The sequence below is a fragment of the Sulfitobacter sp. 1A12157 genome (assembly GCF_043557345.1).
Lineage (GTDB): Bacteria > Pseudomonadota > Alphaproteobacteria > Rhodobacterales > Rhodobacteraceae > Sulfitobacter.
Map to the genome: position 1 here is coordinate 64,869 of NZ_JBIFFV010000009.1, position 16,110 is coordinate 80,978.

The 16,110-nt window shown below is 62.5% G+C and carries 15 protein-coding genes; 9 read left to right on the forward strand and 6 right to left on the reverse strand.

Annotation, left to right across the window (positions count from 1 at the left end):
• Positions 1–322 precede the first annotated feature (322 nt).
• The 5 genes from ACGYLC_RS14980 to ACGYLC_RS15000 are packed head-to-tail and all read left to right on the forward strand — an operon-like array spanning position 323 to position 4,788.
• Positions 323–2,287 (forward strand): 4Fe-4S binding protein, encoded by a 1,965-nt coding sequence (locus tag ACGYLC_RS14980; RefSeq protein ID WP_394423603.1) that lies wholly within the window; start codon positions 323–325, stop codon positions 2,285–2,287.
• A 26-nt stretch (positions 2,288–2,313) separates the two neighbouring features.
• Entirely contained in the window at positions 2,314–2,517 is a 204-nt protein-coding gene (locus ACGYLC_RS14985) for a DUF6494 family protein (protein WP_394423604.1), read from the forward strand.
• Positions 2,518–2,522: 5 nt separating this feature from the next.
• Positions 2,523–3,593 carry an iron-sulfur cluster carrier protein ApbC gene (gene apbC, locus ACGYLC_RS14990; RefSeq protein ID WP_394423606.1) on the forward strand — a complete coding sequence of 357 codons (1,071 nt, stop codon included), beginning with the start codon at positions 2,523–2,525 and terminating at the stop codon, positions 3,591–3,593.
• Complete coding sequence (locus ACGYLC_RS14995) at positions 3,590–4,306, forward strand: DUF4444 domain-containing protein (protein ID WP_394423608.1); 717 nt, start codon at positions 3,590–3,592, stop codon at positions 4,304–4,306. Before apbC ends, ACGYLC_RS14995 begins: the two co-directional genes overlap by 4 nt.
• Positions 4,303–4,788 carry a DUF6505 family protein gene (locus tag ACGYLC_RS15000; protein WP_394423610.1) on the forward strand — a complete coding sequence of 162 codons (486 nt, stop codon included), beginning with the start codon at positions 4,303–4,305 and terminating at the stop codon, positions 4,786–4,788. The genes ACGYLC_RS14995 and ACGYLC_RS15000 overlap by 4 nt, the downstream gene beginning before the upstream one ends.
• Before the next feature lie 42 nt (positions 4,789–4,830).
• On the opposite strand, the gene ACGYLC_RS15005 is transcribed toward ACGYLC_RS15000, so the two are convergent.
• The 3 genes from ACGYLC_RS15005 to ACGYLC_RS15015 are packed head-to-tail and all read right to left on the reverse strand — an operon-like array spanning position 4,831 to position 7,054.
• A complete protein-coding gene (locus ACGYLC_RS15005; protein ID WP_394423611.1) occupies positions 4,831–5,643 on the reverse strand; it encodes a substrate-binding domain-containing protein in 813 nt (270 codons plus the stop codon).
• On the reverse strand, positions 5,640–6,353 hold the full coding sequence (locus ACGYLC_RS15010; protein WP_394423613.1) for an energy-coupling factor ABC transporter ATP-binding protein: 714 nt from the start codon (positions 6,351–6,353) through the stop codon (positions 5,640–5,642). The genes ACGYLC_RS15005 and ACGYLC_RS15010 overlap by 4 nt, the downstream gene beginning before the upstream one ends.
• Complete coding sequence (locus tag ACGYLC_RS15015; RefSeq protein WP_271690280.1) at positions 6,350–7,054, reverse strand: ABC transporter permease; 705 nt, start codon at positions 7,052–7,054, stop codon at positions 6,350–6,352. The genes ACGYLC_RS15010 and ACGYLC_RS15015 overlap by 4 nt, the downstream gene beginning before the upstream one ends.
• A gap of 452 nt (positions 7,055–7,506) precedes the next feature.
• Here ACGYLC_RS15015 and repA point away from each other — a divergent pair, with 452 nt between their 5' ends.
• From repA to ACGYLC_RS15035, 4 genes are all read left to right on the forward strand, one after another.
• Complete coding sequence (repA, locus tag ACGYLC_RS15020) at positions 7,507–8,682, forward strand: plasmid partitioning protein RepA (protein WP_394401150.1); 1,176 nt, start codon at positions 7,507–7,509, stop codon at positions 8,680–8,682.
• The gene (repB, locus tag ACGYLC_RS15025) at positions 8,682–9,674 is read left to right on the forward strand and encodes a plasmid partitioning protein RepB (RefSeq protein ID WP_394423615.1); all 993 of its coding nucleotides are present in this window, start codon (positions 8,682–8,684) and stop codon (positions 9,672–9,674) included. Before repA ends, repB begins: the two co-directional genes overlap by 1 nt.
• A gap of 178 nt (positions 9,675–9,852) precedes the next feature.
• A complete protein-coding gene (gene repC, locus ACGYLC_RS15030; RefSeq protein ID WP_394423616.1) occupies positions 9,853–11,004 on the forward strand; it encodes a plasmid replication protein RepC in 1,152 nt (383 codons plus the stop codon).
• A gap of 142 nt (positions 11,005–11,146) precedes the next feature.
• Positions 11,147–13,123, forward strand: coding sequence for a cache domain-containing protein (locus ACGYLC_RS15035; RefSeq protein ID WP_394423618.1), 1,977 nt, complete (start codon positions 11,147–11,149; stop codon positions 13,121–13,123).
• Between the two features lie 19 nt (positions 13,124–13,142).
• Here ACGYLC_RS15035 and ACGYLC_RS15040 read toward each other — a convergent pair whose 3' ends face one another.
• The 3 genes from ACGYLC_RS15040 to ACGYLC_RS15050 all read right to left on the reverse strand — a co-directional run bounded on the left by ACGYLC_RS15040 (position 13,143) and on the right by ACGYLC_RS15050 (position 16,103).
• A complete protein-coding gene (locus ACGYLC_RS15040; protein WP_394423619.1) occupies positions 13,143–14,195 on the reverse strand; it encodes a M42 family metallopeptidase in 1,053 nt (350 codons plus the stop codon).
• A gap of 94 nt (positions 14,196–14,289) precedes the next feature.
• The gene (locus ACGYLC_RS15045; protein ID WP_067266538.1) at positions 14,290–15,603 is read right to left on the reverse strand and encodes a TRAP transporter large permease; all 1,314 of its coding nucleotides are present in this window, start codon (positions 15,601–15,603) and stop codon (positions 14,290–14,292) included.
• Positions 15,600–16,103 carry a TRAP transporter small permease gene (locus ACGYLC_RS15050; protein ID WP_394423621.1) on the reverse strand — a complete coding sequence of 168 codons (504 nt, stop codon included), beginning with the start codon at positions 16,101–16,103 and terminating at the stop codon, positions 15,600–15,602. Before ACGYLC_RS15050 ends, ACGYLC_RS15045 begins: the two co-directional genes overlap by 4 nt.
• Positions 16,104–16,110 lie beyond the last annotated feature (7 nt).

A 16,110-nucleotide genomic window follows, 5' to 3' on the forward strand; every position in this document is an offset into this window, starting at 1 on the left:
GCAAAGCCCGGTCCGGGGGAAGCGCTAATCCGCGCCGAGGCCCGAAAAACACGGCTTTCGAGACAAGATGGCCCGGCTGTTTTGCCCGTCAATGGCGCCTCGGCCTATTTGTCTAACTTGAGTATTTTGATCGGAAAACCGGCGAATCGCCGATGTCGAATCACCCGCGCCGCATTGAGCCGCCGCGCACTGCCGATCGCCCCCATCGCGGCGCGGTCGCAGGGCGAATTTCGGTTGTAGGGGGTGGCAAATCCCGTCTAGCTTGGGGCCTCAGCCGCCGCCGACGAGGCCGCGGATTGACCGGCGAGATAAGGGAAAATTCATGGCCAAGACATTGATAACATGCGATTGCGCAGGGTCGCAGCGTATCGATTCCGATGCATTGGCCAAGCGTAGCGGTTTGGCGGTCTCCCCCCCCTGTTCGGCCCTTTGCACCACCCAGATCGACCGGGCGGCCAAGGCGCTTACCGCAGGCGATGCGATTTTATGCTGCACCCAGGAGGAGCGGGTCTTTACCGAATTGGCCGAGGAATTGGGCCTGCCCCCTGCCCCCCTCTTGGACCTGCGCGACCGGGCCGGATGGTCCGATGACCCCCGGGACAAACTACCCAAAATGTCCGCCCTCGCGACGGAAGCGTTGTTGGACGTTCCGGCTGAGAAAACCATCGACGTCGCCTCGGAAGGTCTTTGTCTGATCCTTGGCCGCGGTCCTGCGGCTCTGGAAGCGGCGGCGCAACTGAAGGACCACCTCAGCGTCACGCTGTTGATGGAGGACGCAGTCACGCAGGCCGACGACAACCTCCCCGAGGTCCGCGATTTCGATCTGATCTCCGGCAAGCTGCGCCGCGCCAAGGGCGCGCTTGGCCAGTTCGAAGTGGTGATCGACGCGCTGCGGCAAGTCGACCCACGGGGCCGTGGCCCGCTGCACTGGACCGCGCCGCGCGACGGCGCGCGCAGCCAATGCGACATCATCCTCGACCTGCGGGGGGACACGCCGCTCTTCCCCGCCCATGAGAAACGCGAGGGCTACCTGCGTGCCGATCCCGGCCGCCCGGCCGCCGTGGCCGCTGCCGTTCTGGCCGCCTCGCATCTCACCGGCACTTTCGAGCAACCGCTTTACGTGCGCACCGAGCCGCTGCTTTGCGCCCATTCCCGCGCCGGGCAGACCGGCTGTACCGCCTGCCTCGACCTCTGCCCCACCGGCGCGATCACCCCCGACGGCGACCATGTCACCGTCGATCCGATGATCTGCGCGGGCTGCGGCGCCTGTTCCTCGGCCTGCCCCTCGGGCGCGATCAGCTATGACGCACCACCCGTCGACTTCACCATGCGCCGCGTGCAGACGCTGGCGCAGGCCTATCTCAAAGCGGGCGGCGAAGCGCCGCGCCTGCTGGTCCACGACGGCCACGGCGCCGAAATGATCCGCCTCGCCGCGCGCCATGGCCGCGGGCTGCCCGCCGACGTGGTGCCGATGGAACTCGACGCGCTCGCCGCCTTCGGCCATGCCGAGGCGCTGGCCGCCCTCGCCGCCGGTTTTGCCCATGTCTCGCTGCTGCTCGGCCCCAAGGCCGACCGCGACGCGATCGAGACCCAGACCGCGCTGGCCCGCGCCATCGCCGGCGAGGCACGCATGGCGCTCATTGACACCCCCGACCCCGAGGCGCTGACCGATCTGCTTTACGGTGGCGCGGCCCCTGCCCCGGTCGCCCAGCCGGTGCGCCCCATGGGCAGCCGCCGCCAGATCGCCCGGCAATCCGCCCGCGCGCTGAACCCCGAGGCCGAGGTGCTGAACCTGCCCGCCGGCGCTCCCTATGGCGCCGTGCTGGTGGACAAGGACGCCTGCACGCTCTGCCTCTCCTGTGTCTCGCTCTGCCCCTCGGGGGCCTTAGGCGACAACCCGGACCTGCCGCAGCTCCGCTTCCAGGAGGACGCCTGCCTGCAATGTGGCCTCTGCGCCAATGTCTGCCCCGAGGATGCCATCGCACTGGAACCGCGTCTCGACCTCACCGAGGCGGCGCTGAGCCAGCGCGTGCTGAACGAGGAAGAACCCTTTGCCTGCGTGGAATGCGGCAGCCTCTTCGGGGTGAAATCCACCGTCGAGCGGATCACTGACAAGCTGCGCAGCCATTCGATGTTTGCCGACGAAGCCAAGCTGCGGATGATCCAGATGTGCGATGACTGTCGCATCAATGCGCAGTATCACAGCACCAACAACCCGATGACCGGCGCCGAACGCCCCCGGCCCCGCACCACCGACGATTACCTCTCCAAACGGCGCGACCACTAGGCCGCCCCCAAGCACAGGAGCCACCCATGAGCGAAGACTTCAACATGTCGATGCGCAAGTTTCTCAAGCAGGTCGGCGTGACCTCGCAGCAGGCCATCGAAAAGGCCATGCGCGAGCATGACACCGCCGGCAAAAATTTCCCGGTCAAGGCCGTGATCTCGATCCCGAAACTGGGTCTTGAACATACCATCGACGGCACCATCGCCGGCGCGGACAAGGGCGAGGCATAAGCGACGTGACTGCCAGCAGGGAAGCGGTCCTGACCGCCTTGAAGACCGTGACCGATCCGGCCACGGGCACCGATATCGTGGCCAGCGGCGTGATGCGTGCGCTCAACGTGGACGACGCGGGCGCCGTGCGTTTCGTGATGGAAATCCCGCCCGCGCAGGCCAAGGCCTACGAGGAGGCCAAGACGCAGGCCGAAGCGGCGCTGGCGCAGGTCGAGGGGGTTTCAAAAGTCTCCATCGTGCTGACCGGCCATAGCGAGAAGGCTCCGCCGCCGGACCTCAAACCGCAGCGCAAGGCCGAGCCCGCGGGCCCGCAGAAGATCCCCGGTGTTGACCGGATCATCGCCGTGGCCTCGGGCAAGGGCGGCGTCGGCAAATCCACCGTTTCGGCGAACCTCGCCTGTGCGCTGGCCTCGCAAGGCCGCCGCGTGGGCCTGCTCGACGCCGATGTCTACGGCCCCAGCCAGCCCCGGATGCTCGGCGTCTCGGGCCGCCCGGCCTCGCCCGACGGCAAGACCATCCTGCCGATGCGCAACCACGGCGTCACCATGATGTCGATTGGCCTGATGACCAACGAGGATCAGGCCGTGGTCTGGCGCGGGCCGATGCTGATGGGCGCGTTGCAGCAGATGATGACGCAGGTCCAATGGGGCGCGCTCGACGTGCTGATCGTGGACCTGCCGCCGGGCACCGGCGACGTGCAGATGACGCTGGCGCAAAAGGCGCAGGTCGACGGCGCGGTGATCGTCTCTACCCCGCAGGACGTGGCCCTGATCGACGCCCGCAAGGGCATTGACATGTTCAACCAGCTCAAGGTCCCGATCCTCGGCATGATCGAGAACATGTCGACCCATGTCTGCTCAAACTGCGGCCACGAAGAGCATGTCTTCGGCCATGGTGGCGTCGCCTCCGAGGCCGCGAAATGGGGCGTGCCGCTGCTCGCCGAAGTGCCGCTCGACCTGCAGATCCGCCTCGCCTCCGACGGCGGCGCGCCGATCGCCGTGAGCCAGCCCGACAGCAAGCAAGCCGCGGCCTTCCACGCCATAGCCAAGCAACTGGTCGAGGCCGGCGCGGCATGAGCGAAGACCTGTCCTTTCCGCCGCTGATGTCGGGCGAGGCGGTGGCGGGCGACGCCCTCGCCGCCGCCGTGGCCCGCGCGGCGCAGGGCTGCGACGCAGGGCAGATCTGCTACCGCTTGGGCGAGACGGAGGTCGAGGCCGCCCTGGTCTTTGCCCCCGAGGTGCCGCTGGCGCGCGCCGTGGCGATGCTGCCGCTCTGCGGTGTCGGCTTCCAGAACGCGCTTGGCGCGCTGTCACCGCCCGAAGTGGCTGTGCAACTCGGCTGGGACGGCGGCATCCGCCTCAACGGCGCCTCCTGCGGGGCCTTCCGCATGGTCGCCTCCACGACCGACCCCGAAGCCGTCCCCGACTGGCTTGTCGTCGGCTTCACCCTGCCGCTCTACCCCGCCGATGATCCCGACCTCAGCAACACCGGCGCCCATCCCGACCGCACCGCGCTCTATGCCGAAGGCTGCGCCGAGGTGCAGCCCCCTGCCCTCGTGGAATCCTGGGCCCGGCACACGCTGCATTGGATCAACCGTTGGGAAGACAACGGCCCGAAAGCGCTGCACAGTGAATGGCGCGGGCTGGTCTTCGACCTCGACGCGGAGGTGACCATCCAAGGCCAAAGCGGTACATTCATCGGTGTCGACGAGGACTTCGGCATGTTACTGCGCGACGGAGAGACCACCCGTCTCATTCCGCTCACCACCCTATTGGAGCCCGCCCCATGACCCTCAAACTCGCCCGCGCGATCCATTTCGACGAGAGCGACCGCAATGTCTTCGCCTCCCCCGCCCGCACCGGCGAATGGTGCATCTCGGGCGGCTTCGAGTTCTCCGACTGGACCGAGGGTGACCTGACCGGCAAGGCGCGCCAAGCCTTCGCCAACGGCTGGCTCGGGCTCGAGACCTTTGGCCGGGTCACCTTCGTCGCCGTCACCCAGATCGAAGAGGCCGAGGTCGAAGCGCTCTCGGCCCTGCTGGCGCAGCATTTCGTGACCTACTACGGCGCGCCCTCGGTCGATGCCGCCCTCCCCGTGGCGAAAGAGGAACTGGCGCAGATGGTCGACCTCTGCGCCGATCACGCGCCGAACTGCCTGCTCACCGTGGCGCGCGAACTGACTGAGGCGGGCGTGCGCGAAAGCTTCCGCATGATCCAGCCGCAGGACGCTGGCCTCGAGCAATTCGCCATCCACGGCGACCTGCCCGAATAAACCACCCGCGCCCCGACTGGCGCGGATGGTCTCTAACAAAGGCTATTCAGCCCCTGCCGCATTGAAGACAAAGAGCGTCTCACCGTTGATCTTGTAGTCATTGATCAAGGTCTTCGCGCGGTCTGATGTCAGCCACTCTTCCAGCTTCAAGGCCAGTTCGTTTTTCACATGGCCGTGCATTTCGGGGTTCACCGGCAGATAGGCATATTGGTTGAACAAGACTGGATCCCCCGCATAGAGCAGCGCCAGATCGCCCTTATTGCCGAAGTTCAGCCAGCTCGCGCGGTCCGACATGACATAGGCGGGCATCCCCGACGCGGTATTGAGCGCAGCACCCATGCCCGCGCCGACAGCGTTGTACCAATCCCCAAACGTCGCCGGATCAAGGCCCGCTTCGGCCCAGAGGGACAGTTCCTTCTTATGGGTGCCGCTGTCGTCCCCCCGGCTTACGAATGCGGCCTGCGCCTCGGCGATCGCGCTCAAGGCAGCCGTGGCTGCGTCTGACCCTTCAATGCCTGCCGGATCGTCTTTCGGCCCGATAAAGACGAAATCGTTATACATGATCTCGGTCCGGTGGCTGCCATAGCCGCCCTCGACAAAGGCTTCTTCCGCCTTGCGCGAATGCACGAGGATCGCATCCACATCGCCCGCCTCACCCAGTTTAATCGCCTGCCCGGTGCCGACGACCAGCAGTTGCACCTCCAGATCGAGGTTCGCGGCAATCTCGGGCAAGAGCACGTCGGCAAGGCCCGAGTTGTTGAACGAGGTGGTCACAGCCATCTTCATCACATCCGCCGCCTGCGCGGCGCTGCTCATCGCCAGCGCGGAAATTGCGCCGATCATCCAATGTTTCATTCTACGATATCTCCTCTTAGAAATGCCTGAGCCTCTGCGGTCTCAGGTCGGTTGAAAAACACATTTGCGGGACCGGCCTCGTGCAGACGGCCCCCCAGCAGAAACAAAACGTCATCGGCCAAGCGACGGGCTTGGCCAAGGTCATGTGTCGATAGGATCAGCCGCGTGCCCGTCGATTTCGCCGATTGCAAAATCGCCTCGATCTCGCGGGTCGCACGCCCGTCCAATGCGGCACAGGGCTCATCCAGAAACAGCAATTTAGGCTTGCAGATCAGCGCACGGGCAAGGGCCAGCTTTTGCTGCTCACCGCCCGAGAGCACCGGGGCCGCGCGGCCCAAAAGCGGCTCTAACCCGACGCGGGTGGCCCATTCTTCGGCTTGTTTTCGCGCCTCGGTCTTTGACACTCCGCGCAGGCGCAAGGGGTAGATAAGGTTTTCAAGCACCGTCCGCCGCAGCATGACGGGCCGCTGAAAGACGAAGGCTTGATGATGACGCGCCTCCTCGGTCGTACAACGCCATTTGATCTGCCCAGCCGAGAGCCGAGCGGTGCCGTGCAGCAGTTGCAACAACGTGGTCTTCCCCGCGCCATTCGGCCCCATCACAACCGTGGCACCCTGCCCGTCCAGCGTCAGATCAATCGGCCCTACCAGCCGCTGCCCACGCCTGCGGCTTTCGATCGCTTTGGCACGCATCGGGAGAAGTTGCGTCACCACCGGCCCTCCCGCTCCGTCCGACCCAGCCAATGGATGGCAAGGTTCACCGCCACCGCCAGCCCGATCAGCACAAACCCAAGGGCGAGCGCCAAGGCGAACTCCCCCTTCCCGGTCTCAAGCGCGATGGCCGTGGTCAACACGCGCGTTGCATGGTCGATGTTGCCGCCGACGATCATGATGGCCCCCACCTCGCCAATCGCGCGGCCAAACCCCGCGAGGGCCGCAGTCAGCAGCGCACGACGCGAGTCCCAGAGTAGGGTCCGTATCTTCTGGCCTTGGGTGACATTCATGGAAATCAAAAGGTCATGATATTCCTGCCAAAGCTCACGGATGGACTGATGCGCGATGGAAGCGATGAGCGGGACGATAATGATCACCTGTGCGATGATCATCGCCGTGGGGGTGAAGAGCAATCCGAACACGCCAAGTGGCCCGGAGCGGGAGAGAACCACATAGACGATCAGCCCCACCACGACCGGCGGCAGCCCCATGAGCGCGTTCAATATCGCAATGACCAACCGCCGTGCGCGAAACCGTTTGACGGCGACCAGGGCCGCGAGGGGCAAGGCGATCAGGCAGGCGACGGCCAAGGCGGAAAGGGTGACACGAAGCGACCGGCCGGCGATCTCCACCAGCTCGGCATCGAAGGTAAAGACAAGCCAAAAGGCCTGCGTGATACCGCTCCAAATATCGACCATCTCGCGGAGGCCTCCCCCGAATAGGAGCCCGCGGCCCCATCGCTCGCGCAGAGTGTCAGGACTATCCTTCGGACGCCAGAGCTTGGGGGCGTGAAAATACCCGGGGAGACAGGCTGGCTTAATTTTACCTCACTCAGAAGGGGATAAGGTCAAGATGACCCGGCCCGTGATTCCCGTGAAAGTAGGATGTGGCTCTAACTATGGGAAACGAACTCTCCCGTAGACCGAACTTATGGCTGGCACGGGAGCTCTTGCGGCAAGAATAGTTTTATCATTTATTTACAATAGTTTGAGCTGAATGAGACAATCTATCTTTGTGTCTGGTCCAGATAATTAATGGCGCCTTGCCCTCTTCTTCCGCAAGAATCTATTGCAAGCTTCGATCCAATCGCATTAAGTAACGGAAACAAAAGCGCTACCGAATAATAGCGTTACTGAGAGCGAGGGCAGATGTGACGGATACGGTACACATCAATACACGGATCCGCCGTAATGCGGAAACGCTTTCCGAGGCGTTGGAAAGTCACATGCTGAAGGTCTTTGCGCCTGACGCACGCAAGGAGTTGCGGCGCTTCTCCGCCGGGGAAGCAGCTGAATTGCTTGGTATTTCCACGAGCTTCCTCCGCAAGCTCCATTTCGACAACAAGATCGTCGATGTCCAGACCAGCCCAGGCGGGCGACGGCATTACAGTGCGGACGATCTGCTCTCGATCCGGCGTACATTGGAATCCACCGCCAAGACCCGCGGCGCCTATCAGCGTGGTCGGCGTGAAGGGGATAAGCTACAAGTATTGTCCTTTTTGAACTTCAAGGGCGGTAGCGGCAAAACCACGAGCGCGATCCATGCGGCGCAGCGCCTGGCCCTCAAAGGCTATCGCGTGCTCTGTGTCGATATCGACCCACAAGCGTCTCTAACAACGCTGTTTGGCTATCGGCCTGAGTATGATTTCCTGAACTCTGGCACCATTTACGATGCGATCCGCTATGATGATCCCGTGCCCTTGGCCGATGTGATCCAAGCCACTTTCTTTACTGGCATTGATCTGGCCCCCGGTGGGTTGATGCTACAGGAGTTCGAGCACGAAACCCCTCAAGCTCTGCTGAACAACACACAACCTCCGTTTTTCGCGCGTTTGGCTACGTCCTTGCAGGATGTAGAGCAGAATTACGACGTGGTGATCTTCGATTGTCCGCCGCAATTGGGCTATCTGACCATGTCCGCACTCTGCGCCTCAACGGGTGTGTTGATCACGGTTGTCCCGAACATGCTCGACGTCGCATCAATGTCGCAATTCCTACAGATGAGCGCCGATCTGCTTGATGTCGTCTCTAACGCAGGGGCGAGCATGGAGTTCGACTTCCTGCGTTTCCTTATAAACCGTTATGAGCCGAATGATGGGCCACAACAGCAGGTTCTATCCTTCTTACGGCAGCTTTTTGACGAGGAGGTCATGGTGGCCCCGATGTTGAAATCCACTGCGATTTCCGATGCTGGCCTCACTCATCAGACCATCTATGAGGTCGACCGGTCGCAGTTTCATCGCACGACCTATGACCGCGCGGTGGATTCACTCAATCTTGTGAATGATGAGATCGAAAGCATGATTCAGAAAGCATGGGGGCGGTAATGGCACGTAAAGGCATTCTATCATCCGCACCGGCGAAACCTCCAAAGGCAGAGCCGAAAGCGCCCGCGTTAGAGCCGAATAAGAGCCGGAGCAAGCCTAGCCTTATACCCCGCGGGGCAGTCGGGGCGCTTCAGTCGTCGTTGAACCGAATGCAAGAGAATGCGGTTCAAGAATTGGACGGCAACCTGATTGATATGGCCGGCGTCGAGGACCGTTTGGGGACTGATACGCAGGCTCAAAAGCAGCTTCACAACAGTCTGAAGACCTATGGCCAGCAGGTTCCGGTTCTGGTTCGGCCACATCCAAAAACCCCGGGACGGTTCGAAATCGTCTACGGGCGACGGCGCCTTCACGCTCTGAAAGCGCTTGGGATGCCGGTTAAAGCCATGGTCCGTCAGTTGGATGACCACGCTTTGGTGATGGCGCAGGGCCAAGAAAACACGGCCCGTCAGGATCTCTCTTTCATCGAAAAGGCCAGCTTTGCTGCGCAACTTGATGTGGGGGGCCATGACAGGCAAACAATCGCGGATGCGCTTTCGATCGACCTGCCGATGGTCAGTCGGATGCTCAAGGTTGGCCATGCGTTCGATCTGCCCTTTCTGCGGCAGATCGGGTCGGCGCCAGCCATCGGGCGGGATCGCTGGATGGCGCTGGTTAAGCTGTTTGAACATGCAGGCGCGAAAGAGCGGGCGGAAAAACGCATGGCGCGGCCCGATTGGGAAGGGTTCACCTCGGATGAACGGTTTGAGGCGATTTTCGCCGAGGCGTCGGCGGCCCCTGAGAAGTCCGCCGCCTCCCCTGCGCCATCGGCCAAGCCCCGCACGCTTAGGAGCCGCGATGGCAAGGCGCTGGCGGACATTCGCAGCGGCAAGCGTGGTGTCACGGTCACCGTTCCAGCCCGCGCCGCGGCAGGTTTTGATAAATGGCTCGATGCACATGCAGAAGAGCTTTTGCAGGAGATTCACGACCGCTGGCAGAAGACCCGCGCGTGAGTGATTGAGGAAGTAGCAACAGGAGGCACATCCAAGACCACAAAAGAAAAGCCCCCCAGGATAAATCCCGGAAGGCCCTTCTCAAACTTTGCACCTTCGAGATAGCCCCAAAGATTTATCGATGTCAACTCTACCCGATGGGATAGGGCCGGTAATTTGTTGTCTTTCGTGATTTTAGATGAAAAACACGTTCCGAACTGCGTTCGGGCGGCCGAAATCGGTTGCCCAAGTGGAATGCGAGAGGCCGGACAAATGGACTTTGCTCGACCGGCTGACAACCGCGGCAGAGACTTTTGAGCTGTCGCACCGCACTCTCACCGTAATGAAGGCATTGCTGAGTTTCCTGCCAAGCCGGCATATTCCGGATGGGGCGGCGGGCATCGTATTTGCTTCGAACGCCCGGCTCTCTGAACGGCTGCACGGCATGCCGGAAAGCACGCTGAGGCGGCATCTGGCACAGTTGGTTCGCGTAGGGCTGATTGCGCGGCACGATAGCCCCAACCGAAAGCGCTTTGCACGGAACAACGGGGGCGCGATTGCGCTGGCCTTTGGCTTTGACCTCGCCCCTCTCGTTGTTCAGGCAGGGATGATCGAAACCGCAGCTCAGACGGCCGAGGCAGAGCAGGAACGTTTGCAGGCATTGAGAGACCGCGTTCTCGTCCTCCGGCACGCGCTGGTCCGTGAGGGTTGCTGCGAGGGATTGACTGATGAGGCCGGTCGAGTTCTGCGGCGCAAACCAGACGAAATGGCGTTGGCTCAGCTTGAAAAGGCGCTGCGTGGGGCGCTTGAAAATGCCCGTGGCGAGGAACCTCTGGGCGAAACAGCGCCCGTCCCCCCTGCCCCGTTTGCGGGTCTAATGAGCGGCAGCGACGGCAAAAATGAGCGGCACATACAGGATTCAGATAAATCCTATTTTGACTCTGAAGAGCGCGGCCAAAACAGTAAAAGCCCGTGTACGGCTGACAAGGTCGAACCTGATCATTCGAAGAAAGAAGAAGGCGTCGCGTTTGCAGATGTCGTTAATGCCTGCACAGAGGCGCGCAGCTTTTTCCCGGATGCGATGCGAAATTGGGGGGACATTGTGCGTGTCGGTGACCGAATTGCCCCGATGCTAGGGATTGACCCGCCTGTGCTAAATGAGGCAAAACGAGACATGGGCGCGGAAAGTGCTGCGGTGACAATCCTGTGCTTGCTTGAGAAAGCCGCGACGATCCGTAGTCCGGGGGCCTATCTCAGGCGTTTGACGCAGATGGCCCGAAATGGCGCGTTTTCCCTTGGTCCGATGGTCTCTGCCTTGGCAAATAGGCGAAATTGTCAGCTGACAATTTGAAAAGTGTAAGATTTACAGTGGCTTAGGGTGGTTACCGCTTGGCAAATTGGGGGATTGGGCCTTCTATCGGGCAAATTCTCTCCAGATGCTTCACCCTTCTCGGCTCAACGGCTAACTTAAGTGAAGCTCTCCGGGAAAACCCATGACCTCTGTTCGCCTTCGCCTGCTTATCCTCGCGCTCACACCGCTCATCGTGTTGATGCCGCTTCTTTTGGTCTTGGGCATGTCACGCTGGACGGCGGATTATGACGAAGTCCTCATCGCCAATGTCGAAAGCGAGTTGAGGATCGCCAACCAATATCTCGCGCGGTTGCTGGCCCAGACGGGGAATGAGTTGGACGCCGTCGCGGGGTCCGTCGAATTCGCCCAGGAGCTGGACGCCCCGACCGCAGATCAAGGCGCGTTCTTCGCCGAGATACAGGACCGGCTGGGTCTGGATTTTCTGCAATTCCTCCCCATCGAGGCCGCCATTGAAGACGGAGAGGACTGGCCCGTGATCGCCCGTGCAGCGCGGGGCCAGAGCGGCGCGGAGATCGACGTGTTCAGCAACGCACGGCTGGCAAGATTGAACGACGCCCTCGCGGTCCGCGCGCAGGTTCCGGTGATCGATACGCCCGCCGCCGTGCCCACGGACAGAAAGATCGAAGACCGCGGCATGGTGGTCCACGCCGCGAGCCCGGTTGATTTGGAGGGCAGACAGGGGGTCTTGGTCGGCGGGATGCTGTTGAACCGCAATCTCGACTTTATCGATACGATCAATGACCTCGTCTATCTCAATGCGGTGACCGGTGGGGACAGGCAGGGCACGGCGACGCTGTTCCTCGATGATCTGCGCATCTCGACCAATGTGCGGCTTTTCGAAGATGTGCGCGCCCTCGGCACGCGCGTCTCGGCAGAGGTGCGGGAGGCCGTGTTGATCGATGGCCGCACCTGGCTCGACCGGGCCTTCGTGGTGAACGATTGGTACATCTCTGGCTATCAACCGATCACCGATAGTTTTGGCGAGCGGGTGGGGATGCTTTACGTCGGCTTCCTCGAAGCCCCCTTTGCGCAGGCAAAGCGGGAGGCGTTCTGGTGGATGTTGGCGGCTTTCTTTGCCGTGTTGGCGCTGTCGGCGCCGGTGTTCCTTTGGCTCGCCCGCGGTATTTTCTCGCCGCTTGAACGGATGACAAAAGTCATGCACCGGGTCGGCAAGGGGGAACTCTCGGCCCGGATCGGCGCAGTGCCCGCGCGGGATGAGATCGGGGCAGTGGCACATCACCTCGATTGGCTGCTTGAGCAGGTGCAGGAGCGCGACCGGCAGCTGCGCAGTTGGAACGACGCGCTGAACCAGCGGGTCGATCAGCGCACTGCCGAACTGCGCGAGGCAAACGAAAAGCTGGAGCAGACCTTCCGCCAATTGGTGATGAGCGAGAAGCTCGCCTCCATCGGGGAAATCACAGCGGGGGTGGCCCATGAGATCAACAACCCTGTCGCGGTCATCATGGGCAATGTCGATGTCATCCGGGAGACGCTTGGCCCGAATGCAGAGCCGGTGGCCACGGAACTCGGCTTGATCGACCGGCAGCTGTCACGGATCGAGGTCATCGTCGGCAAATTGCTCCAGTTCGCCGCGCCATCCGAATTCTCGGACTGTGAACATAATATCGCGCTGCGGCCCTTGGTGCAGGACTGCCTTGTGCTTGTCGATCACCTTATCAGTCGGGGCGGGATCGAGGTGCATTGTGATCTGGAAGAGGTGCCGCCAGTACGTGCGGACTCCGGTGAGATTCAGCAGGTCGTGGTGAACCTCGTGGTCAACGCCGTGCAAGCGATGCAGGGGGCAGGGCGGTTGGCATTGTACCTTAGCCCTGAGGAGCGGGACGGTATGGCCGGTGTGGCGCTATCGGTGCATGACAGCGGGCCGGGGGTGCCTGAGGCGCTGCTCGGCTCGCTTTTCGATCCCTTCTTTACCACCAAACCGGGGGAGGGGACGGGCTTGGGCCTGTCGATCTCTCAGACGCTGATTCAGCGGGCCGGGGGGATCATCACGGTCCGCAATCGGACGGAAGGGGGCGCGGCCTTTACCGTTTGGCTGCCGCAAGCCCCCAAGGATGCAAGCCCCCCTGAACACGCGTAACGCGTAAGGGCAGGGGGCTTCAGGCCGCCTTGCCGTCAAAGCCCTCAAGATAGGCCACGAGGATGTCCAGTGCGGCCTGTAGGTCACCTTTCGACACCATCTCGGTCACCGTGTGGATGTAGCGGGTGCCGACCACGATCCCCACAGCCCGCGCGCCAGCGGCGGCTTGCTGCGCTGCCGCGCCGTCTTGTCCGCCTGCGGCGAGCATGGTGCGTTGGTAGGGGATGTCGCGCGTCTCGGCCAGTGTTTCGATATCGCGCACGAGGTCCACATCGGCGATGAAGCTGCTGTCGCGCACGTGCAGGCCAAAGCCTTTGCCGAGCCGCGTGGTCGAGAGATGCTCCGGCACGCCGGGCGTGTCGCAGGCCAGCGTCGTGTCGATGCCAAGGCCGATGTCGGGCTGCACCTTATAGGCCGCCGTGCGCGCCCCGCGCAGACCGACTTCTTCCTGACAGGTGAAGGCCACGTGGATCTCCGCCCCGCGCCCCTTGTCGGCCAGCTTACGGATCGCCTCGATCCCCAGCCAACAGGCCACGCGGTTGTCGAGCGCTTTGGAGACGAACTGCTCACCCATTTCAAGGAAAGGCTCGTCCATGACCACGAAGTCACCGACCTTGACGATCTCCTTCGCCTTCTCGCCCAGCCCGAGGTCGACGAAGAATTCCGAGACTTCGGGGATCTTCTTGCGGTCTTCGGGGGAGGAGATGTGAATGGGTTTGCCGCCGGGGTTCATCACGCCCTTCAGATCGCCCTGATCGGTACAGACCAGCACCCGGCGCGAGAAGAGGTTGCGCGGATCGAAACCGCCGACGGGCTGGAGGTAGAGGAACCCGTCTTTCGACACATGGCTGACCAGAAAGCCGATCTCGTCCATATGGCAGAGCAGCATGACCTTGGGCGCCTTGCCGTCACCTACCGTCGCATCCCGGCGGCAGAGGAGGGAGCCCATCGCGTCGGTCTCCACATAATCGAACAGCCCTTCGATCTCACGGATGATCAAATCGCGCACGCGGTGCTCGCGCCCCGGAACGCCGGGGGTTTCGCAAAGGTCTTTAAGTAGGTCGATGTTCATGCTGGCCTCATCCTTGGTGATTTGGCCGCACTATCGCGCCGCGCCTGCCGAAGTGCAAACAGGCGCGGCGCGATGAGGCTGAGAGGGCAGGGGGCTACATCTGACCCGGCAGGAACAGCACCAGCGCGGGGAAGACGAGCAATAGGATCAGCCGTAGGATATCCACCAGCCAGAAGGGCGTGACCCCGCGAAAGATCGTGCCGGTGGAAACATCGCCGACCACGCCTTTGAGGACAAAGACATTGAGGCCGACAGGCGGGGTGATCAGGCTGATCTCGGTCACGACGACGACGATGATGCCGAACCACACCGGATCGAAGCCAAGGCTCGTGACCAGCGGGAAGAAGATCGGCACCGTCAGCAGCAGCATCGACATGCTCTCGAAAATGCAGCCGAGCGCGATGTAGATCAGAAGGATCAGACCCATCACCACCCAAGGCCCAAGGTCGAGCGCGGTAACGGTGGCCAGCAGCCCTTCGGGCAGCCCCGCGAGGTTCACGAAGTTGGAGAAGATCCACGCCCCGATCAGCACCGAGAAAAGCGAGGCGGAGGTCAGCGTCGTCTCCTCCAGCACTTCACGCAGACCGCGCCAGCTGAGCCCGCCGCGCGCCCAAGCGATAAGGAAGGCGCCCGCCGCCCCCATGCCTGCGGCCTCCGTCGGAGAGAAGGCGAGGTGGATCGGCCAGAAGTCCAAGACCCCGTAGAGCCCGCCGATGACCAGTGCGAAAAGCGCCAGCACCGACCAGACGTGATTGAGCGCGCGCAGCCGCTCGCCCCATGTGGCGCGGGGACCGGCGGGGCCGGCCTCGGGGTTCATGGCGACGGAAAAGCGCACCGCGCAGAGATAGAGCAGGATGCCCAATGCCCCCGGCACGATGCCCGCGATGAACAGCGCGCCGATCGAAGTCTCGGTCAGCAGGCCATAGATCACGAGGATCACCGAGGGCGGGATCAGGATGCCGAGCGTGCCCCCGGCGGCGATGGAGGCGGTTGAGAGGCTGTCGGAATAGCCGTATTTGCGCATTTCCGGCATGGCGACCTTGGACATCGTGGCGGCGGTGGCGAGCGATGAGCCGCAGATCGCCGCGAAGCCCCCGCAAGCGACGATGGTGGCCATGGCCAGACCGCCCCGGAAATGGCCCAAAAAGGCGTTGGAGACTTGGTAAAGCTCGCGGCTGATCCCGCCCTTGTTGACGAAAAGCCCCATCAGGATGAAGAGCGGGATCACCGACAACCCGTAGTCTTGGCTGGTGTCGATGATCAGCCGCGACACCATGGAGATCGATGCGCGGTAGCTGGTCTCATAGACCAGCCCGATCATCCCGACGAGGCCCATGGCAAAGGCAATCGGCAAGCGCAGCAAGACGAGGACGAAAACGGCGGCAAAGCCGATGGCAGATGCGATCATGTGGCAGGGTCCAGAAGTTGCGGCGCAAAGAGGCGCAAAAGCCCGCGTAGGATCAGCACGACAGCGGTGAGATAGGTCATCACCGCGATGAACATGCCGATGTAGAAGGTCGGGATTTCAAGATATTCGGTCACGTCGCCATAGCTGAGCGCGCGGTAGGCGAGGTCGACGACCCGCCCCGCCGGAAACCACAGCATCGCCCCGCAGCCCAGCGTCACCAGCCCGTCGCGCCAGCGTTGCAGCCCCCAGTTTTCAAAGGGGCGGTCCAAAAGATCGGCGGCGATATGCCCCTCGCGGCCCGACAGGACCGGCAGGGCAGAGAAAACGATCAGGGCGATGCCGATGCGGATCAACTCGGTTGCGGCTTCGATGGGTGCATTAAAGACCGACCGCATGATGACATCGGCAAAGGTCAGCACCATCAGCGCGAATAGCGCGAGTGAGGCCATCGTCATCGGCAGGGCCGAGAGGGCGGTGGTTAGGCGGATTAAACTGCGCATGGCGGTT